The following is a 21,854-nucleotide window of genomic DNA, read 5'->3' as shown; positions in this document are numbered from 1 at the left end:
GATGAGGATTGGAACGACTCACTAGGCTTGCCGCTCTCGTTTCTCCGACGTTGCATCCAGTCTTCGGGCTGGATGAGGATTGGAACGTCGAATAAACTCATGTGGAGGTGATTTCAATGTCGTTGCATCCAGTCTTCGGGCTGGATGAGGATTGGAACGTAGTAGGTAGTTTTGACGATCGTTGGTTTGACTGTTGCATCCAGTCTTCGGGCTGGATGAGGATTGGAACGATCTCGCGTGGCAGTGGCTAGGGTACAACAAACGATGTTGCATCCAGTCTTCGGGCTGGATGAGGATTGGAACTCTAGCACAATAAGAGATGGTATTGATACCAAATAGTTGCATCCAGTCTTCGGGCTGGATGAGGATTGGAACCCAGCCTGTAAAGCCATCGCCGATAAGACAAGTTGTTGCATCCAGTCTTCGGGCTGGATGAGGATTGGAACATCGGATACCATTCCGACAAGTTAACCGATAATATGGTTGCATCCAGTCTTCGGGCTGGATGAGGATTGGAACGTCTCAGGTTATCCGACTCTTATCCCACCAATGGTTGCATCCAGTCTTCGGGCTGGATGAGGATTGGAACCACAAATCGATCGAGCCGCACCGACCCATCGGAATTGTTGCATCCAGTCTTCGGGCTGGATGAGGATTGGAACATCCACACTCGATCGAGTGGATTCTTGAGCAGCTCAAGTTGCATCCAGTCTTCGGGCTGGATGAGGATTGGAACGTCAATAACCCGTGGGCATTTGCCCCAGGTGACGTTGCATCCAGTCTTCGGGCTGGATGAGGATTGGAACCTCATCACCCGATCGCGAACAGAAGCAGGTAAGAAGTTGCATCCAGCCCGAAGACTGGATGAGGATTGGAACACAGCGGTAGATGGACGGCTATGGGTGCAATCATGTTGTTGCATTCAGCCTTTGGGTGTTATCTGGTGCGATTAGCTTTACAAACATTTACCTAAAATCCCCCAAAAAATGGGGATCGAGCTAAGGTGAGGTGAAGCGCAAGCAAACCCTACATCTCCAGTATTTTCTATACTTATGTCTCTACAAAGCTTTGGTGTCATCGGTCTAGCTGTAATGGGTGAAAACCTAGCCCTTAACGTCGAGCGCAATGGCTTTCCCATCGCCGTTTACAATCGATCGCGTGAAAAGACCGATAAATTCATGGCAACCCGCGCTCAGGGGAAAAATGTCAAAGCGGCATTTACGATCGAAGAATTTTGCGCCGCACTAGAAACACCCCGCAAAATCCTGCTGATGGTACAAGCAGGCAAACCAGTCGATGCAGTCATCCAAGAACTCAAACCCTTTCTCTCCAAAGGTGACGTAATCATCGACGGCGGTAACTCCCTCTTTGAAGATACCGATAGACGCACCGCCGAACTCGAAGACTCTGGACTAACATTCATCGGCATGGGAGTCAGTGGTGGCGAAGAAGGCGCACTGAATGGCCCCAGCATGATGCCAGGTGGCTCAGAAGCAGCCTATCGTAACCTCGAACCCATTCTCGTCAAAATCGCCGCTCAGGTAGACGATGGCCCCTGTGTTGCTTACATCGGCAAAGGTGGAGCTGGGCACTATGTGAAAATGGTGCATAACGGGATTGAGTATGGCGACATGCAATTGATCGCCGAAGCCTACGACTTGCTCAAGAATGTGGCTGGTTTAGACGATAAGCAGTTGCACGAAGTCTTTAGTCAGTGGAATAAAACCGACGAACTCAACTCGTTCTTGATTGAAATCACTGCCGATATCTTTAAATATATCGATCCTGAAACTAATAAACCCCTGGTTGAATTAATTCTTGACGCTGCGGGACAGAAAGGTACTGGACGTTGGACTGTTCAGAGTGCTTTAGAGTTAGGTGTCTCGATTCCGACGATTATTGCCGCTGTGAACGCACGGATTATCTCATCGATTAAAACCGAACGGGTAGCTGCTTCACAAGTTCTACCAGGGCCAGAAGGCAAGTTTACAGGCGATGTGAAGGTCTTTATCGACCAGGTGCGCGATGCGCTGTATTGCTCGAAAATCTGTTCCTATGCTCAAGGGATGGCATTACTCGGTGCAGCGTCCACTGCTTATAATTACGACCTAAATCTGAGCGAAACCGCGCGGATTTGGAAGGGTGGCTGTATTATTCGGGCGGGATTCCTGAATAAAATTAAGGATGCTTTCAAAGCAGATCCAAAATTACCAAACCTGCTCTTAGCAACCGAGTTCCGCCAAACAGTACTCGATAGGCAAACAGCATGGCGCGAAGTTATCTCTCAAGCTGCTAAATTGGGCATCCCCGTTCCTGCTTTTAGTGCATCGCTGGATTATTTCGATAGCTATCGCCGCGCCAATCTCCCCCAAAACCTGACTCAGGCTCAACGGGACTACTTTGGTGCCCATACTTACAAACGGGTAGATAAGCCAGCATCGTAAGCATTCCATACGGAGTGGACTAAGTAGGTGTTGGGGCGTGGGGGTGGGGGAGTATGAGAGTGAGAGCTTCATCAACACACCCCAACACCCCAACCTTTACCCAGCAATTCCAAATTCAAGATATTTTACCGATTTTCCACCAATAATTGATTGTTGCTGGTGGGGTTGGGCGGGTTCGTTTCGCCATTAATGGTGCGTTGCGAGGATTTCTAGCATCAAGCGGCGTTTTTATGCGGGGGGAACCCCCGCATAAAAAAACGACAAGACACCCGCCATCTACGACATATGGGAATAGGTTTGAATTTGGAATTGCTGACCTTTACCCCAACCACTTGACATCACTGTGGAAACAATGCATAATGATAACTGTTGAATAAATGGGACTGTAGCTCAGTTGGTTAGAGCGCGCGCCTGTCACGCGCGAGGTCGCGGGTTCGAGTCCCGTCAGTCCCGTTAAAGTCTAGCTTGAGTTCTTTTGCTCCAGCAAGATAATAGTTACAACTAATAATCCCCTGTTCTAACGACAGGGGATTATTAGTATATAGTTACTTATGAATGTCTGACCTGGAGCTAAAAGTGTGCTGTCTAAAGCAATTTGGATTGAGGGTGGAACGCGCAGTGGGAAGACAGACGCGCTGGTTACTCAGTTTTGTCAGTGGTTGGAAGCGCGAGTCGTGCTGGGTAAACAGTCAGGTCGAGATGCCAAAATTTTAGTTTTGGCGGGTAATGATGATAGTAAGCGAGATTTTGGCGATAGATTGAGCGCGAAGACTCAAGGTAAATATCCAATTTCCGCAAAAACAACGATCGGGTTTATTCAGGATGAAGTGTTGTTATTTTATCCGCTGCTAATTCAGCACTTAAATTTACCCGCTTACTTCCCGCTGAGATTGCGCCCAGAGACAGAACAAGAGCTAGCGACTAAATTGTGGCGATCGGCACTAGAACGCCTCAACTGGCGCGAAATAGCCCCCTCTGAGTACCGATTTGTGCGACGGGTGCTCGATCTACTCCAGTTGGCGGCTTATAGTTGCACTCCATTAGAATCTTTACCAGAAATACTGTCTCAAGGGTTTGGATCTACTAGTGAAATTTACGATTGTGTAGAGTCATTAGCCAGCGAGTGGCGAGATTGGTGTCTAGATCGAGGATTGCTGACTTATGGCATCATGACGGAGTTATACTGGCGGCATTTATTACCGTTACCTGAGTATCAACAGCATTTACGCGATCGATATTGGGTGCTATTGGCTGACGATATTGATGATTATCCCGCGATCGGACGACAAATTTGTGAATATTTACTAGATGCTGGTGTTTTGGGTGCTGTTAGTTACAATCATAATGGCATGGTGCGATTGGGTTTGAGTGCCGATCCCGATTATTTATTAGGTTTGAAATCTCGATGCGATCGAGTTATTTATCTAGACTCGATTGCTACTCCATTATTTACGGATAGTTCGTCAAATGTCGATGAGATCGTTCGAGCTGTTATCGAGCCAGGTACTCCGCCACTTCTTCCCAGTAGCATTAGATCGATCGAAACTCGCACCCGTGGCGAAATGCTCAAGGCGACAGCCTTAAAAGCGATCGAACTAATTACCAGCGGGAAAGTTGCACCTGGCGATATTGCAATCATCGCCCCTGGTTTAGATGCAATTTCTCGATCGACAATTACCGATATTTTCGCACGACATCAGATCCCGATCGCTTCTCTTAATGCCCAACTACCATTAAATAGCGATCCTGGCGTTCGCGCTCTGCTCACCCTGATGGCGTTAACTTATCCTAATTTAGGACAACTCACCAGTCGCGATGAAATTGCCGATTTACTCGTCACCCTCAGCCCAATTTATCCACCCCAGACTCCGCTTGTGACATCTATCGATCCTGTTAGAGCGGGCTTACTCGCCGACTATTGTTTCGCGCCCTCCCTATCCCAGCCGCGCCTGCTACCCTATACTAATTTTCCGCGCTGGGATCGACTTGGTGCGAGTACTGCGAAGGCTTACGATCGAATTCTCGGATGGGTAGATCGAGTAAGAGAGGAACAGCCATCGCCCCTAAATTTATTAACAGATGCGATTGGGTACTTTTTCCAGCAAGGTAGTTATTTACCATTCGACAGACTTTCAGCCCTGCGGGAATTGATGGAAACCGCCCAACACTACTGGCAAGTTGTCGAACGTACCTACAGCACAGCCGAATATCTCCAATCGACTCATCAAATTACCGCTCAATTTATCCTCCTTCTCCGCCAGGGTACCGTTAGTGCAAATCCCTATCCCGTCAGTCAATTGCAACCACAGAAGCAATCCGTCACTCTCTCGAATATCTTTCAATACCGTGCTAGCAAGCGATCGCATCCCTATCATTTTTGGTTGGATGTCGGATCGCCATTATGGGCAGAAGGTGGGGCGGCGACGCTCTATGGTGCCAATCTACTACTCAAGAATCGATTCTCCAGAGGAGAGACTGCGCCAACGGGCAAATCATGGACGGAAGCTGACACCCAAACGATCGACGAACAACGGTTAGAGCGAATCCTGCGCGATCTACTTCATCGGGTAGACAATCGACTTTACCTCTGTAATAGCGATCTAGCAATTAATGGACAGGAGCAAATAGGTGCGTTGTTAACCTTAGTGCATGGGGTAGATTGAATTCGGGGTTCGGGAACAACCAGCCCTTCAACACAATAGACTTCCTGCGAAAGTCAGGGAATAGCGAAAAGTGCGGTCTTGGGGTTCCCCCGTCTTGTCTCACCTTTTTTGACGGGGAACCCGTCCAAAGGTGAGCCGCAAGTAGAGCACCTTTTCAAGACAGGGAATAGGAAATAGGGGGAATTTTAGATGAAAACAGTATTGAAAATGATTCAGCTTTTACTTTCGCAGAAGGTCTAATAGCTCGACTATCCACTATTCACCATCTACCATTCACAAACAGGCTAACTGACTTGTCGGAGTAGGATAAAACCTTGCCAAGGCATTAATTAGGGCGAGGGGTTTGGTAATTAGGAGATCGGGTTGTTTGTCCATCAGAGCTGTGGGTGCATTGAAGCCCCAGCCTACAGCGACGATCCGAATGGCGATCGATCGAGCAGCTTGAATATCGCGAATTTCGTCGCCGATATAAATTACGTCGGATTTAGAGCATTGATATTGCTTAATTAACCGCCCGATTGCCTTGCCTTTGCCAAAAGTGGACGCAGTGTTGACAAAATCAAACAGATGTTCGATCTGATGTTGCTTCAAGAGCGATCGAATATTTGCCTCGGCATTGGAACTGACAATTCCCAATCGATAACCCTGAAGTTTGAGCGTATTTAATAGTTCGACTACGCCAGGAAATAATTTTACATTCCGAACTTCCCCTGGAAATTCTTCTTTCACCCGTTTCAATAAGAACGGAAGCTTCCACAAGGCAACTTTGGAAAACCGGATAATTTCCCAGGAACTTAGATATTTGAGATTAGCAAACTGAGCATCGCTAATTTGTGGATAGCCAAATTCTGGTGCCAATCGATTGCTAATTCGCATCAACGCACCTAAAGTATCTGCTAAGGTGCCATCAAAGTCAAAAATGACGAGTTTAGAGTTGTTGTGCATGTGGGAGGAAGCCGAGGCTGATGTTAGAATTGTAATCTAATTAACGATCGATTGCGACCCTAATTTCTGAAGATTGGCGGTAGCATTCCGTCGCCACATCGCTGGTTTAATTCTACGCAATGCAGAGGCTGTGAAGCTGCGATCCCACAACTCATCTGTGAGCGATCCCAGTTCGGTTAATTTGTGAGCCAGGTTACTAGGGTAAGGTTGAAAATCGTCTACATCTGTAGGTTTGGCGAATCTCTGATTCCACGGACAGACATCTTGACAAATGTCACAACCTGCCACCCAACCTTCTAAATTATTGGCGATTTCTGGTGGTAAGATCGGCGCACGATTTTCGATCGTATGGTAAGCAATACATTTATTGGCATCGACAACAAAAGGTTTTATAATCGCACCTGTCGGACAAGCAGAAATGCACCGCGTACATGTGCCACAGTGTTGTAAATGGGGATCGCTAGGAATTGGTTGGAGATTAGTGACAATTTCCCCTAAAAATATCCACGAACCATATTGACGATTGATGACATTTCCGTTTTTACCAATCCAACCAATTCCGGCAGCTTGTGCCCAGAACTTATCTTGAATCGGTCCAGTATCGACGTAATAACGTGCCTCTACACCGTCAAATTCTTGGATCAGCCAATTAGTTAGTTGTTTGAGTTTTTTCGTCAAAACTTTGTGATAATCACGCCCCCAAGCGTAGCGAGCAATCTTGCCATAAGCTGGATCTTCTGGACGTTGGTGTGGGGTGTAATAATTGAGCGCGACTGCAATTACTGTTTTTGCTGAAGGCATCAGTCGATAAATATCCTGACGACGCGGATCGGACATCCATGCCATATCAGCTTGATAGCCCAACGATAACCACTCTTGCAGACGTGTGGCCGCAGTTTGGGTATCATGAGGGTCGATCGAGGCAATACCGACAGCATGGAAGCCGATAGCACGAGCGCGATCTTCGATCTGTTGATGGAGATCGTTCATGGTAAAGGGGAAAGGGGAAAGGGTAAACTTGGATCTTGCACCAATACATAGAACTGATGAGAATATCCTCAAAACTTACTTCTAGGGACTATTCACTATTCACTAGTAGCTGCGTTCTGATGCAAGATGTGAGTTAATCCATTCCACCATATTTTTGGCGCGATCGCATATGCTCGAATTCGATGCCCGCAGCGACACCAAATTGGATGGAGCCGAGAATCCAAAAGACTTCTAACATAAACCCAACTTGATAGTCCTTAATCTGATTTGCAGCATAGGCAAACCACATATCAGCAATATAGAAGCAAATAATCGCCTGAGCATTAATCTGCCAAGCATTGCTGAGTCTTCCCCCCCAAAAACCTAAAATCATGATGACTGCGAGCACAAATAAGGCAACATCACACCAGACATAAAAGATGTTTAATTTTTGACCGTAAGGCTTCAAAATACCATCAAAAAACATTACCCATCTGGGTGCATCTGTAGTTGGATTGCTCTCTGGCTTGCTGATATCGGGTGCAGTAGTTCGATCTGAAACCGTTGCGGCATTTTGCGTTTGCACGATCGAAACCGATGGCTCGACTGGTGCTGAAAGATTAGCCACTGCAGGCTTGAGAATCCACATGGCGATCGTTGCTGCATAAACACCGATTGCGACAACAATCGCCCATTGATATATGTTCAACCGAACGCGCTTACTGGCGATCGCCAACACCATTGCGAATGACAGACAAATATAAAAGATCGTGAAAAAAGGATCGCCGAGCGAACCAGTTGAATTGAGGTGCCAAACTAATTCCCACGAACTAAAGAAAATATTTCCAACAAAGTAAGATATTAAAGCTATTCCCATCAGTAACCAAACTCGGCTTCCGCTGGGCATCCGTCGGCTCAATCCATTTCTAAGACACAGTAATCCAGCCACTAATGAAGGCACATTTTGTAAGATATACGCAGTAAAAATGCGATACCAAAATGGTCGCTCTGCGCCTTGGGCTGGGCCACTAAAAAAGATATAAGTAAGTAGCGATAACGCCGACCAACCAAATGCCCAATAAATGATATTTTGTTTACTCCACAAATGTTCCCATCGGTCTAGTTTGTTTGAAAAGTTCAGCATATATTTAGCTCGCGATCTTTGAAATAGCACTCTTTTGGGGTCTGACAAATTAGTAATTTGAGTACAACCCCACAAGACTAGTATTCCCACTTATCGATCGAGTTTTTGTCGCAATTTTTGAAGTATCCGCCTTTGTTAATAGTAGGTTTACTTACGCCGCTTAGTACTAGCAAAATCTGAGATTTAAGCTGGAAAGATTCGCAGTCGCCGATTGGGTTCGTCGCCGAAACTAGCAGATTTGAGCCGATAGTGTTCGATTAGCTCGTGTTGCATCTTGCGCACGGTACTCGATCGAGGTAATAATTCGACAGGCTGACCTTTCGGAATCACGATTTGCTCGACAGCTAATCGAGCTTCCTCTAAAGCTTCTACCTCGTCATTACTCCCGTGCTGTGTAAATAACCGCAAATCTGCTTCTTCGGGGATGCCAGGATTATCCATGTGCAGCATCCGTCGCAGCGTGCGGGTGATTTGGGGAATCGTCCCCGATTTGACGCTATAAATCGGGACTTGGCGTACCTTGCTAATTTGACGTAGTTTGGAGTGATTTTTGATATGTGTCCGCAGAGCTAATACGGCATCGGCATTACCCATGTCTTTGGTTAGTACCACAGGTAGATTTAACACCTCGATCACCTGCTCCAATTCGTCGCGCCCGATCCCATAAGGGTAAACGTGGAGTGGTAGATCTTCACCATTAGCACCAGTAACAGCTTCCGAATACGTCGCTTCATCGCTATCCCAATTCTGCTCTAGTAGTTGAGCGAATCCTAGATCTGCTTCGAGAGTGGCTTGAGAGGCATTTGTAGCTAGGGTGGTGGGCATGGTCGCTATTGGGGTCATTCTGCCTGTCGATCGCCAGCCACGAGGCGATTTGGGCGCGTCGGGAGGTGGCATCAAACCATTTTTCCCTGGTTCGGGAAGTTGGCGGACGATGGTCACTTTACCAGTGTCGTCAACTGTCCGCAATTGGGTTGTCGGTTGACGACCACGCAAGAGGGTATCGACCATTTCCGCGACACTATCGTGGACGACCCACTGATGGCGTTCTTGCATTTCGACCGCGATTTCAAAGGTGGGTGGTGATTTGCGCTCTAAGACGGTTTTTTGGGATGCTCGTCTGCGGGCTTCTTCATCGCCGAGGGTGACTGCTTGAATTCCACCGATTAAGTCGGAGAGGGTGGGATTTTTGAGTAGGTTTTCGAGTTTATTACCGTGGGCGGTACCGACTAATTGTACGCCGCGTTCGGCGATCGTCCGAGCGGCGAGGGCTTCCAACTCTGTACCGATTTCATCGATGACGATGACTTGGGGCATATGATTTTCAACAGCTTCGATCATGACCTGATGCTGTAGTTCGGGACGAGCGACTTGCATTCGTCTGGCTCTCCCGATGGCTGAATGGGGAATATCGCCATCGCCAGCAATCTCATTACTGGTGTCGATAATTACGACTCGCTTACCGAGTTCGTCGGCTAGAACTCTGGCAATCTCTCGCAGGGCGGTGGTTTTCCCGACCCCAGGACGACCCAACATCAGAATCGATTTCCCTGTTTCTACCAGGTCGCGAATCATATTAATCGTGCCATAAACCGCCCGCCCAACCCGACAAGTGAGACCGATAATTTCGCCCGTCCGATTTCGCATACAGCTAATTCGGTGGAGGGTACGCTCGATTCCGGCGCGATTGTCACCACTAAATGAACCCAATCGATCGACACAATACTGTAATTCGGCTTTGGTTATGGCTACTTCGCTGAGATATTCCGCGCCGTCGGGGAATCTCGCTTCGGGATAACGCCCTAAGTCCATCACGACTTCAATCAGGATGCTGAGTTTGGGATGCCTTTCTAGGGCGATCCGAATTGACTCTGGCAACACGGCTAATAAATCACCAAGATCGTCGGTGATTTGTGTTCTACCTAAACTTAAATTTTCGTCCATTACAGGTGATTGTTTTTGATTGAGCCGATCTCGGTAAAATCCCCTCCTCGGAGCGGCGGTTTTATTCTGGGGGAACCCCAGAATAAAAAACCGACAAGACAGGGGTGCCGCAGACAGGACATTTATAGTCTGGGTGAGTAGATCCACGCAGCATCTCCGATCTTTTTTAAACCGCAGAAGCGCAGCGATGTCCGCTCGTGGGGTTCCCCTACTGTTTGCGAAAAGTGCTGCTGGTCGGGTGACCCGCCCAGTGGTCTTGGGGTTTCCCCTGTCTTGTCGTTTTCTTATTCGGGGGGAGCCCCCGAATAAAAACGCCGCAAGTAAAGCACCTTTTCAAGACAAGGACATCAAGACAGAGGGCGCAGAGAAAGAAAGAGTTAGAGGCGGGTTGGGATGTTATTCGATCCTTTAATTTGTCCGACTAAATCCTGTGCGATCGACACAGCAGCCGATAATAAATCTGGATGGCTCTCTAATTTTCCAGGATTGTCATCGAGCAGATCCAATTTATCGAGAATTGGTGAGAGTAGAACACGAGCATAACTTCCATAAGCAACGCCGTGGACGTACTTGTCAGTATAATTATCGTTTTCTGCAACCCATAGATTTCCCACACTCCCCATACTTCCCACACCCCGAACAAGTCTGCGTTCCCGTAATTTGGGAACGGTGTAGTGATTTGTGCCTCCAGCTAGCTGTACGTAACCTGGTAGATTGGCTGCTAAGACTTTTTCACCTAATTTAATTGCTGCGTGAGTCGTACCCGCACCAATATCGCCACTCATCGGTCTCCCATCGGTTTGCCAGAGGAGTGAAAATGGGAGTGGCTGCGGATGATAAGTTGCGGCAATGGTAGCGTGGATCGATCGCAGATAAGAGATTAATTCGCTACTATCGGGACAACTAATCGCCAGCAATTTCAGATGATGGGCGACTGGTGCCAGTATCTGCCACAATCTTTGGAAGTCGGCTAAATGTCCCGCCTGAGTGTGAATTTCGATCGCGTCGATACCATCCTCTGCTGTGAGAGCGGGGACAATACTACTAGGAGTTGCAGTTCGATCTCGTGTGGTAATCAATCCCAAGGGACAAATTGGCAAACACCGCCCACAGCCATAACAACGAGCATCGATCACACCCGCTACACCGATTGCATCAGCCGGACAAATTCGCTCGCACGGACGCAGACAATCTGTTGGACATTGTGATGAGTCGAATTCTGCTTTGCGAAAATGGGGGTCGGTACCATCGTTTAAACTCACCATCAACAGCGGCATATCCATCATTGGATATCGCCGATCTCGATCTGCTCGCGCTAATTTTTGGGCGATTCCGATCCCATCTTTTGTTGCGGCGATTACTGCTAAATCGGCAGCTACATCGATACAATCAGCTCCTGCTAATGTATAGGAGATCGCCAGATTGCGGATGGCTGGTAAGTGCCCAAAGCTAGCACCACAGATAAGTTTAAACCATGTCCCCTTCGCTAATGAATTCAAGGGTGAAGAATATTGCACTGCGACTTAGATAAATTTTTCTGACACCGTTGATGGTGGAAATGTGTTAAGCGTAACGAGTAAAAATGTTCATGGCAGTTACCTTTCTTTACGCTAGGTTAATCAAAGTCCGATGCCTGAATTATATCGATATTTATGGGTTGGTGGCTAGGAATCTCGATCGATGTTAATTTTCTGTAATGCGATCGAATTCGATCTCTCACGAACCAACGCACCGTGTCCCTACCCTCCACCGCTGAATGCTGCGAATATCTCAACGACATCTCAAAATTCTCGAAACCTGTCCGCGTCAATTTGAGTATACCTATTGCGATCGATTAACATTGCCCATATCCCCAACCCAACAGTCCAAAACTCAGTTGGGGAGTGACTTTCATTGGCTAATGCACCAGCGAGAATTGGGACTACCCATCGAACCAATTTTAGCGAGATCGACCCAATTAAATACTTGGGTGCAAGCAATGCTCCAAACAGCACCCGAACTGTTTGAGACAAATTCCCAAACCGTGCGAGAGAGCGAGCATGTGCGGACGCTAGAAATCGATAATTATTTATTTACGGCTATCTACGATCTGTTGATTCTACAACCAGAACGGGCGGATATTATCGATTGGAAAACTTACCCACTGCCCAGATATAAACAAGATCTAGATCTCGAATGGCAAACTAGACTGTACCTATATCTGCTCGCCGAAACCAGCGATTATGTACCCAAACAGATGGCATTTACTTACTGGTTTATCCAATCCACCCCAAAACCCAAATCGGTAAAGATTAATTACACGCTCAAGCAACATCGTCAAACCAAGTTAGATTTACTGGCATTATTAAATAAACTAACAAATTGGCTGGATGTCGATTCTCCAAAGGAAAGGCTACGCCAACGAGCCGATTTGGAACCTTTTCCACAAGTATCTGCGTCATTAGGTTTGTGCGATCGCTGTAATTTTGCCACTCGGTGCCATCGCGAACATCCGGATACACCAGCCCCAAACAACTTAACTTTCACAGATATCGATCTCTTTCAGCTTCCAGCACTCCCAATTTGACTGGATCGGTGACAATCCAAATTCCAGTAGCTAAAATCATGAGCAAAAGTCTACTCCAAATTTACCACTAAGTTAATCTTTATTAAGTTTTTTAACATAGATTAACGTAAAAGCACTTGTTGTGCAGCAAATTCATCGAGATTGAGTTAGATTAGCAAAGACACGATTGTCTGTCCGAGGGACGATCGACAATACATCCCAAGAATGCCACAATTGACCCTATGATCCAACCATCTGCATTCCGATCTGTTTGGCAACATAAACTAGTTCTGCGCGGAGCAATGTTTACTGGAGCCTGTTTGGCGACATTATTACCAATTTCTTCCAGTTCCGCCATTGCAGCGTTTAAAGATAGTCCTAAAGCGATCGTGGATGAGGCGTGGCAGATTGTCAACCGTGAGTATGTAGACGGTACTTTTAATCGCCTAGACTGGCAGCGCACCAGAATGGAATTGCTCAAACGCAATTATACCAGTCGCCAAGAAGCATATGTCGCCATTCGATCGACCCTGAGAAAATTGGGAGATCCTTACACTCGATTCATGGACCCGATGCAGTTTCAATCACTGAACAATCAAACCAGTGGTGAAATGTCTGGTGTCGGCATCCGACTAGAAGCTCACCCCCGCACCAAGCAGCTTGTAGTTGCCGAAGCGATCGAAAATTCGCCTGCATCCAAAGCTGGGATCAAGTCTGGGGATGCAATTGTCGCGATCGATGGTAAGTCTACCAAAAATATGACCCTGGAAAGTGCGATTACGCTGATTCGCGGGGAAATTGGTAAATCGATTACGCTCAAAATTGCGCGGGGTGGAGCGAGTCCATTTGATATTCCCCTCACCCGCGCCCAAATTGAAGTATCCTCGGTATTCTCTGCTGTCAAACAGGAAGGTGCGCTCAAAGTTGGCTATATCCGACTGTCAGAATTTAGCTCTCATTCTTCCGAGCAGATGCAAAAGGCGATCAAAGATCTCAATCGCCAGCAAGTTAGTGCATATGTACTAGACATGCGCGGAAATCCTGGTGGATTACTGCAATCTAGTGTCGAAATTGCCCGAATGTGGTTAGATAATGGCACGATCGTTAAAACAGTCGATCGTAAAGGTGGAAATGAAGATTTTCGAGCAGTTCAAGGTGCGTTGACTCAACTCCCGATGGCTGTCTTAGTCGATGGTAACTCCGCCAGTGCCAGCGAGATTTTGGCAGGCGCACTCAAAGATAATCGCCGCGCACAGATAGTTGGTGCTCAAACTTTTGGGAAAGCTCTAGTTCAATCCGTACACTCCCTCTCCGATGGTTCGGGGATGGCGGTCACTGTAGCTCACTACTATACTCCCAATGGCACCGATATTGGCCATAAAGGAGTCACCCCTGACGTAAAGGTAGATCTCAACTTTATGGAGCAACGCAACCTTGCCGACTCTCCCGCCTTGATGGGAAGTGCCCAAGATCCCCAATATCTCCGCGCGGTCGGTGTATTACAAAATCGGGCTAATTCTGGCAAACCTTCCGCAGTCAGTAGCAATCGCTAGTATTAGCGGCCCTAGACGTACTAAAAATGTCTAGATATTGGACTTCGCGGATCGAGAATCTAGAAGACACATCCCCGACTTCTTGGAGAAGTCGGGGATGTCGCTTAATTCTCAAAAGTCCAGCTTCTAAGCGTTCTTAGTATAAGTTATTTCTGCTACTGCAATTAGTCTATCCAAAACGCTGGAACAACTGTTGGCACTGTACTTATTTCCGCGCAGATTTGAGTTTTTTGCTCATCCTAAATGCGGCTGTACCACCGATGAATGTACCGATAATAGTAAAAGGTTCTGGCACAGATGTGGCAGTACTAGCAGTTCCAAATCTGAAGTTATCTAACTCTGCCCATCCAGCCATAGTTTGAAATGAGATCGAAGCAATTGCTGTATCGGAAGTGAAACCAACAAACTGACGATCGGGATAATTAAGTGAATTTAGATTAAATTTTTCACCAGTTGAAAGTGTAATGTTAAACGGGGACGCATAACTTATTACGCTCATAATATCACTACCAATTGCAGTTACACCAGATGGCAAAGTAGCAGTAATGGTGCCATTATAATCGCCCAAAAGCACCGCACCAGAACCACCCCAATCATAATAAATGGGAGCGGCTGCTGAATCCATCACATACAAATAGCCATAGTAGCTAGATAAACCTGTAAACTTAACGCCACTATTTGTTAAGCCAGTAATGCTGTAATTTTCATAACTCCCCCTTGGAGCTAATCCTTCAAAGTCGATCGTGGTCAACCCACTTGTGTTAGCTTGAAATGATGCCAAATCTGTAAACTGGACTATTGCGGCTTGGGCTGAATTTGTACCGAAAAGTAAAGCTAGAGTAGTGATACCAGTGGTTGCAAATCCAAGCACTAGTGAGGAGGAGATCGATCTTTGCATACTAGATAATTAAGCAGTTTTAAAGGTTTATCTAGTTACATAATAATTTTCAGATCGAGAAAGTGTACTCCGCAGAACTGCTCAATTTTTCTGTGTGGTAAGTAAGCTATAAAGCTTGCATAAAGGCTTTATATTTCGATTGATCGTTAATCAAACAAACCCGACTTTTTGAAAAAGTCGGGTTTATGAGTGGATATTTGCGTAGCTTATTTACGCACAGATTTAAGTTTCTTTCTCATCCGCAGTGCCGATGTACCGCCGACTAATGTACCGATAATGGTAAAAGGTTCGGGGACAGATGTCGCAGCAGTATTAGCCATTCCAAATGTGAAGTTATCTATTTCTGTTCTTGTCCCACTAGCCAGAAAGGAGATCGAAGAAATAGCTGTATCAGAAGTGAAACCAATAAACTTTCGATTGGGACGAGCAAGCGAAAGTAGATTAAATGTTTCACCAGTTGAGAGTGTAATGTCAAAAAGCTTACTGTACAGCACCTCACTCATAATATCGCTACCAATAGCAGTTACCCCAGGTGGCAAAGTAGCGGTAAGTAAAGTCGCGCCTGGTGCCATTAAAGATGCACCGGAACCCCAATTAAAATTTGGTGAACCGAACGCTGAATCCACAACATATATAAACTGACCACTTGTAAAAGTAACCCCACCAGTAGTTAAAGAGGGGTAATTAACTATACCTCCTGGTCCAGCTAATCCTTCAAAGTCGATAGTTGTTAGTCCAGTCGTATTTGCTTGAAATGATGCTAAATCTGTAAACTGGACTGTTGCAGCTTGGGCTGAATTTGTACCGAAAAATAGAGCTAGATTAGTGATGCTAGTGGTAGCAACGCCAAGCAATAGGGATGATGTGATTGATTTTTGCATGGTAGATAGACGCAGTAATTTTGAGATTTTATCTGTCTCCACCATAAAAATAAATTCAGTATTTGTACTTCGTACAAATACTGAATTTATTTTTACTCGATTCCATCTATCCGAGTAATTACTTATCGCAACTGCTAGAGCGATTGGCGCGGTTCAGACACCCGACTTTTTAGGAAAATTGGGTTTCTGTGTAGATTTAGAGCGTTAAAGATTGAGCGTTAGTTTGAATCAATAGAGCTAAATCCTTGAGGAAATTAGCAGCATCAGCACCATAGATGATCCGGTGATCTGCGGTCATATTTACCTGCATTTGACGACGAATGGCGAAAGTACCATCTTCACTGGCGACTACCTGAGGATGGGATGCACCGACGGCGAGAATCGCACCCGTACCTGGGGGTAGAATGGCATCAAACCGATCGACACCGAGCATTCCGAGGTTGGAGATGGTAAAGGTACCAGAGCTGTATTCCTGGGGCTGCAACTGCTTGATCCGCGCTCGATCGACCAAATCTTTCCACATGCGAGAGAGGGAGTAGAGATCGAGTTTGTCAGCACCTTGAAGCACGGGGGTAATTAAGCCACCATCGGGCATGGCGACGGCGACGGCGATGTTAATCGTACCTGGGTGGCTTACACCTGCATCGTTGTAGCTAGCGTTAACTGTGGCGTGTTTGGCGAGAGTCATGGCAACTGCTTTGGCTAGCAGTGCTGTCATGGTGACACCCTTAGATTTGACTTGCTTGTATAGTTTATCGAGGTTGTTGGTTTCGATCGTATAACCAACGCGGAATGTTGGTACCGATAAGCTCGCCATCATGTTACGGTTGACAGCAGATTGAAGCGTATTGAAGGGAACTACTTGAGCGGAAGGTACGTTAACAGGGAGGCTTGTAGTTGGGGCTACTGCGGCGACTGGAGTTGCTGATACGCTTTGAATCGTAGCTACTGGTGCTTTACCTGCGGCGGTGCTGACATCTTCAGCCGTAATTCTACCATTGGGACCAGTACCGTTGAGAGTTTCAACACTCACACCATATTCTTTGGCTAATTTCCTGGCGCGGGGCGAAACTACAGGTCGATCGCTTCTGAGGGTAGTCGTGTTTTGCAATATAGTTGTCGCGGGGATAGCAATCGTTGTGGTAGCTGTCACAGGTGCAGATGTAGTTGTCGCAGCAGGTTGGGATTTACCATTCGCCTGTTGTTTGGCAACCTCAATCTCAGCTTCAGTCTCAGCGACTAAGGCAATTGCCGATCCCACAGGAGCAGACTCTCCAGCTTGAACGATGATGGTAGCAATAAAGCCACTATAAAAAGTTTCAACATCCATATCTGCCTTGTCGGATTCCACCACGACAACGATTTCACCTTTTTCGACTTTCTCCCCTGGCGATTTTTGCCAGGAGACGATCTTGCCTTCAGTCATGGTGGAACTTAGAGCAGGCATGAAAACTTCGCGTATTGCCATGATGGATATTCTAGGATCGAACAGTTAGGTTGAGCTTGCGACTTCCTATTTTAGCCTAGAGTTAAGACCAGAGGATAGGGGAAGAGGAAGACTCTCTGTTTAAAAGCACCTGTTTTGACGTGATTTCAACCCTGATAAGTAAGGAGTCGAAAGGACGGGAGAATTGAAACCTTGTTAAACATTACAGTGATTTTGAGATCGCAACCAACTCTAAGTCATTTAAATTTACAGCTTATTTTGACTAAAATGGCAACAGCTAAAAGTACTATTTACTGACAAATATATTTCTGTAAATCCGCCAAAATGCGCGTTTACAATTCCATCGAAACACGCTAACTTTTAATTGTGTGTTGCAAAAAATACATGCAAAATCTACCAACAGTTTTATCTGCCAATCTACATTCAGGGTGAATTTAAAGAATGATCCAATTAGGAAAAAAGATCGAGTATTTAATGTGTGGAAGCATAACACTACTCGCGTTAACTGAAGCCATTCCGGCACGGGCGGTATCCTTTATTAGTACTTTTCGTCCACCTGGTAATACTACGGAAGTCAGGCAAGTCGATTCTTCAACCGGAATTAGTACTCCTTATAGTTTGAGTTCATTACAACTAACCGACATAGCTTTAAGTACCACAAACGATTTATTTGGTGTTACTTACGACCAATTGTATAAACTAAATCCAGGAACTGACACCCAAGAAATCAAAGGCAATCTAGGCGTAACGGGGATGACTGGTTTAGGCTTTGATAACAAGAATAATCTGTTTGGAATTGCAGGTAAAAGTCGAACTCCAAATGCAGATGGTAAATTCGTTGGAGATCTTGGTTTTTATAGCATTAACACTTTGAATGGTATTGCCACATCAATTCCGCTGAGTGGGTCTGGTGTTGCTGACTTTAATCCTACTGCCTTTAGTTTTTTTGAGGATGCTAACGGCAATAAAATTAGTCTTGGTGACGCTGGTGATATCGTTTTTAACCCTTACACTAATGAATTTTTGACTACTTCCGCTACTCCTAACGATCCGAACAATAGTAGTCTATTTTCGATCTCTGCGACTGGTAAGGTTACTTTACTTGGAAATATTAATTCGGGAAGGGTTTCTGGACTAACATTTGAAGGCGGCAATTTAATTGGTTATACAACAAACCAACAACAGATCGGTATTAATTTAGTAACTTTAGCTACTTCGATTCAACCTGTTACTGGAATTACGATGGTTGATGTCAATGGTGTACCAACTCTTCGGCTGGTTGGGGGTGCGGCATCAACACCAACAACACCAGTACCCGAACCAAGTTCTACATCAGGTTTTATCGTTTTAGGCGTTTGTCTCGGTACACGTTTTTTGATGAAGCGTAAACAGCAACAAATAGAATAGTCGATCGAATGGTGGGGGAAGACTGGGAAAAGTTTAGTCAGATAGCCCCCTGTTATCTCCAACCAATTTATACGTTAGAGAATATTTGAAAAGTATGATTTGTTATTCATAGACCCTGAAAATCTCCCGATCGATCCTTTATAAAGGGACAATCGGGAGATTTACAACAATCATAGGTATAAAAACATCCTCTTAGATATTCCCTCGAATTTCCATCACGACTCCATCATGTAGCAGGACTTCTACATTCATTTTGGAAATCAAATTATCGCCTAGCTTGACAGAGAAGTGGCTTTCAACTTGACCTTGACTGACTTCCTGTTTGAGTTCGAGAAATTGAACTTGCTGGAGTTGTTGTAATGCCATGTTTTTTTGTTCTAGCAGTTCGCTTTTCTGCTGATTTACTTGCATTTGAATGCTTTCAATCTGTTGGAGCACCTGAGGTCCAGGCGGTTGTAGACTTTGCTTCTGGATTTCGGCAACTGCTCTTTGTCCCTGAATCTCTAACTGTTGAAGTTGTCCATCTAGTTCGCTAATTTGCGTCTGGAGTAGCTGCTGAGTTTCGTCTTTCCAGCGTTGAGTAACTACGGCTTTGATATTGACGACTCGTTTGAGTAATAGTTGAGTTTCTGGTAGATCCATGATTAGGTAATTTTGATGGTTAGTAGCTAGTACCGCTATGCGGAAGTCAGGAGTCAGAAGTATTAGTTCTTTATCTTCCCGATCGATTGCTATGGGTGCTTTACTTCTGTCGTTTGGTACTAGTGGCTAGTGGCTAGTGGCGATACCCCATACCCTATTCCCTATTTAGCGAGCAAACATTTCGTTAATCATACCGTGATACCGTTCCATCACGACTGGACGACGGATTTTAAGAGTTTGGGTCAGCAGTCCATTTTCGATCGAGAATGGCTCTGAGATTAGCTTAATGACAGCAATCTTGTCATCCGCACGATAGCCAGGCCGATTTTTGACTTCGCGATTGAGTTCATTGCGGTATAAGTCTAAAATTTTAGAGTTTTCGCTGAGATCTGTAGTCAAGTCTAACGATAAGTTTTGACTATCCGCCCATGCTTGCAGAGTTTCAGAATTAGGAACGATCAGTGCGCCGAGGGATTTTTGGTCTTGACCGACGAGGACGATTTGACTGATATACTGACTGCGTAGACAAGCATCCTCGATCGGGGTGGGTTCGATATTTTCACCGTTGCTCAGGACGATCGTATCTTTGGCGCGTCCGGTAATCGTTAGATCGTTATTAGCCGTAAGCATTCCTAAGTCACCACTATTAAACCAGCCGTCAGGATCGATCGCTTTGGCAGTAGCTTCAGGATCGCGGTAATAACCCTGCATCACTTGAGGACCACGAATTAATACTAATCCCTTTTGACCGATCGAGACTGGTTGGCGAGTTTCGACATCGACGATCTTAATTTCGGTACCTGGTAATGGTTTTCCTGATGAGAGGCGAAGATTTTGCCAGGGACGACGGACATTGGTAATCGGTGCAGTTTCAGTTAAACCATAGCCGACGAGAACATCAACGCCAACAATCTCAAAAAACAGATCGATATGCTTGGCTAAAGAACCGCCGCCACTAATAATATTCTGAATTTTGCCACCAGTCGCCTCCCGAATTTTGGTGTAGACGAGCTTGTCGGCGATCGCATGAATTGGAGCTAAAATCGACATTTGAACGCGGGCATTTAACTTTTGACTCAGACTAGGTGCGAGACACTCCAGACTCAAACCTTGCACGATCCGCCGTGCTTCGATATATTTTTTGCTCGACTCCAAGAGTGTGTTTACCAGCTTTTGCTGTTTGGGAGACTGCTCGCGAAATTGCTTCTGAATGCCCTCATAAATCGATTCTAATAGGCGCGGAACTACCACCAGACACTTTGGCTGATAATCCTTCAAATCCTGCTTGAAATAGCGAATATTGGTGTAAATCTGCGTACAGCCTTGAGACAGGAGATAATATTCACACGATCGCTCGTAACTGTGCCAGGACGGTAAAATACTTAATACTTCCCAGCCCGGAACTGCGGGAATAACTGTTCCGCAGGTATTGACTTGATGGAGGAGATTACCGTGGGTAAGCATCACACCTTTGGGATTGCCAGAAGTTCCTGAAGTATAGATTAGGGTTGCTAAATCGGTTTTTTTCAGAGCAACGGGGGTAAAACTTGCACTATGTCCGAGATCGATCGTCTGAGCAAAGTTAATGAGTTTAATTGGCAGCTCTAGATCGGGGGTTTCGTCAGAGAGCAGAATGATTAAACTAATTGACAGATCGACTAATTTACTACCGATCTTTTTTAGTGTCTTGAGATCTTCAACTACTAATGTTCGCGCCTGACTATTATCTAAGATTGAGAGTAATTCTTGCGGATCGGCTTGAGAGCTACGAACAGCATTAAATGCCCCCGACATCATAATTCCTTGATCCGCAATCAGCCATCTAGGGCTATTGTCAGCAAATAAAGCGACACCAGTATGGGGCTGAATTCCTAAGCTTTGTAGCCCAGTCGCAAATAATTTAATTTGAGTAGCTACCTCTTGGTATGTCAGACTAATTTATGGTTTGTTATGGGGTGCATTTAAGGCAACTACCGATCCACACTTTACTGCAACGATCGACCACATTTCAGGGATAGAATTAATCTGACTATAATCGATCGTCTGGCTGAGATTCTGCCGCTCGCGATCGGTCATTGCGTAAGTATCATTAGCTAATTTAGAAATTGTCATAATAGTTGTCCTAATAAACTTTTTAATATAAACTGTCCGAAGCTATCTCATTTAGCTTTCTCGATATTTCTAGATTAGCTGCTGTTGGGTGTCGATAGTCGATCGATTGTGACAGAACGTCAGGTGGCTAACATTAAATCGATCTAATGTTAGCAATAGCCTGTAAATCTAGATGCTTGAGTAGAGAAAATTCATGAATCGCTCATCCTATCCTGCAATTCTTCAGCAATTCTCCCAATCAGCAGGCGATCTCTACAATG

General features: G+C 45.6%; 14 protein-coding genes, 1 tRNA gene, 1 pseudogene and 1 CRISPR repeat array. Of the genes and pseudogenes, 6 read left to right on the top strand and 10 right to left on the bottom strand.

The window, feature by feature from the left end; all coding sequences use genetic code 11:
- Positions 1 to 49 precede the first annotated feature (49 nt).
- A CRISPR array of direct repeats spans positions 50 to 878; the repeat unit is 37 nt; unit sequence GTTGCATCCAGTCTTCGGGCTGGATGAGGATTGGAAC.
- Between the two features lie 174 nt (positions 879 to 1,052).
- From gndA to RMO55_RS05800, 3 genes are all read left to right on the top strand, one after another.
- Entirely contained in the window at positions 1,053 to 2,444 is a 1,392-nt protein-coding gene (gene gndA, locus RMO55_RS05810; RefSeq protein WP_310424756.1) for an NADP-dependent phosphogluconate dehydrogenase, read from the top strand.
- Between the two features lie 379 nt (positions 2,445 to 2,823).
- Positions 2,824 to 2,897 (top strand) — tRNA-Asp (locus tag RMO55_RS05805).
- A gap of 125 nt (positions 2,898 to 3,022) precedes the next feature.
- Entirely contained in the window at positions 3,023 to 5,107 is a 2,085-nt protein-coding gene (locus RMO55_RS05800; protein WP_310424754.1) for a recombinase family protein, read from the top strand.
- A gap of 273 nt (positions 5,108 to 5,380) precedes the next feature.
- Here RMO55_RS05800 and RMO55_RS05795 read toward each other — a convergent pair whose 3' ends face one another.
- The 5 genes from RMO55_RS05795 to ldpA all read right to left on the bottom strand — a co-directional run bounded on the left by RMO55_RS05795 (position 5,381) and on the right by ldpA (position 11,626).
- The gene (locus RMO55_RS05795; protein ID WP_310424752.1) at positions 5,381 to 6,052 is read right to left on the bottom strand and encodes an HAD-IA family hydrolase; all 672 of its coding nucleotides are present in this window, start codon (positions 6,050 to 6,052) and stop codon (positions 5,381 to 5,383) included.
- A gap of 36 nt (positions 6,053 to 6,088) precedes the next feature.
- A complete protein-coding gene (queG, locus tag RMO55_RS05790) occupies positions 6,089 to 7,042 on the bottom strand; it encodes a tRNA epoxyqueuosine(34) reductase QueG (protein WP_310424750.1) in 954 nt (317 codons plus the stop codon).
- Between the two features lie 133 nt (positions 7,043 to 7,175).
- Positions 7,176 to 8,165 (bottom strand): hypothetical protein, encoded by a 990-nt coding sequence (locus tag RMO55_RS05785; RefSeq protein WP_310424748.1) that lies wholly within the window; start codon positions 8,163 to 8,165, stop codon positions 7,176 to 7,178.
- 183 nt (positions 8,166 to 8,348) lie between these two features.
- The gene (locus RMO55_RS05780) at positions 8,349 to 10,109 is read right to left on the bottom strand and encodes a R3H domain-containing nucleic acid-binding protein (RefSeq protein WP_310424760.1); all 1,761 of its coding nucleotides are present in this window, start codon (positions 10,107 to 10,109) and stop codon (positions 8,349 to 8,351) included.
- A 377-nt stretch (positions 10,110 to 10,486) separates the two neighbouring features.
- The gene (ldpA, locus tag RMO55_RS05775) at positions 10,487 to 11,626 is read right to left on the bottom strand and encodes a circadian clock protein LdpA (protein ID WP_310424746.1); all 1,140 of its coding nucleotides are present in this window, start codon (positions 11,624 to 11,626) and stop codon (positions 10,487 to 10,489) included.
- A 239-nt stretch (positions 11,627 to 11,865) separates the two neighbouring features.
- Between ldpA and RMO55_RS05770 the strand changes: the two genes are divergently transcribed.
- Together RMO55_RS05770 and ctpB are read left to right on the top strand one after the other, a co-directional pair.
- A complete protein-coding gene (locus RMO55_RS05770) occupies positions 11,866 to 12,675 on the top strand; it encodes a PD-(D/E)XK nuclease family protein (RefSeq protein ID WP_310424744.1) in 810 nt (269 codons plus the stop codon).
- Between the two features lie 221 nt (positions 12,676 to 12,896).
- Positions 12,897 to 14,207: a carboxyl-terminal processing protease CtpB gene (gene ctpB, locus RMO55_RS05765; RefSeq protein WP_310424742.1), complete on the top strand. Its 1,311-nt coding sequence runs from the start codon at positions 12,897 to 12,899 to the stop codon at positions 14,205 to 14,207.
- A 205-nt stretch (positions 14,208 to 14,412) separates the two neighbouring features.
- Here the strand turns inward: ctpB and RMO55_RS05760 are convergent, their stop codons facing one another.
- From RMO55_RS05760 to RMO55_RS05750, 3 genes are all read right to left on the bottom strand, one after another.
- Positions 14,413 to 15,105, bottom strand: a complete 693-nt coding sequence (locus RMO55_RS05760) for a hypothetical protein (protein WP_310424740.1) — start codon at positions 15,103 to 15,105, stop codon at positions 14,413 to 14,415.
- 206 nt (positions 15,106 to 15,311) lie between these two features.
- The gene (locus RMO55_RS05755; protein ID WP_310424738.1) at positions 15,312 to 15,986 is read right to left on the bottom strand and encodes a PEP-CTERM sorting domain-containing protein; all 675 of its coding nucleotides are present in this window, start codon (positions 15,984 to 15,986) and stop codon (positions 15,312 to 15,314) included.
- 196 nt (positions 15,987 to 16,182) lie between these two features.
- Positions 16,183 to 17,454, bottom strand: coding sequence for a dihydrolipoamide acetyltransferase family protein (locus RMO55_RS05750; protein WP_310424736.1), 1,272 nt, complete (start codon positions 17,452 to 17,454; stop codon positions 16,183 to 16,185).
- A gap of 420 nt (positions 17,455 to 17,874) precedes the next feature.
- Between RMO55_RS05750 and RMO55_RS05745 the strand changes: the two genes are divergently transcribed.
- Positions 17,875 to 18,840, top strand: coding sequence for a hypothetical protein (locus RMO55_RS05745; RefSeq protein WP_310424734.1), 966 nt, complete (start codon positions 17,875 to 17,877; stop codon positions 18,838 to 18,840).
- A 192-nt stretch (positions 18,841 to 19,032) separates the two neighbouring features.
- Here RMO55_RS05745 and RMO55_RS05740 read toward each other — a convergent pair whose 3' ends face one another.
- Together RMO55_RS05740 and RMO55_RS05735 are read right to left on the bottom strand one after the other, a co-directional pair.
- Positions 19,033 to 19,482, bottom strand: a complete 450-nt coding sequence (locus RMO55_RS05740) for a YlqD family protein (RefSeq protein ID WP_310424732.1) — start codon at positions 19,480 to 19,482, stop codon at positions 19,033 to 19,035.
- Positions 19,483 to 19,647: 165 nt separating this feature from the next.
- Positions 19,648 to 21,594, bottom strand: a pseudogene (locus RMO55_RS05735) (AMP-dependent synthetase/ligase).
- Between the last annotated feature and the right edge of the window lie 260 nt (positions 21,595 to 21,854).

The sequence above is a fragment of the Chamaesiphon sp. VAR_48_metabat_135_sub genome (genome assembly GCF_031418915.1).
Lineage (GTDB): Bacteria > Cyanobacteriota > Cyanobacteriia > Cyanobacteriales > Chamaesiphonaceae > Chamaesiphon.
Note: the sequence above shows the minus strand (reverse complement) of the source record. Positions and strands in the feature narration are given on the sequence as shown.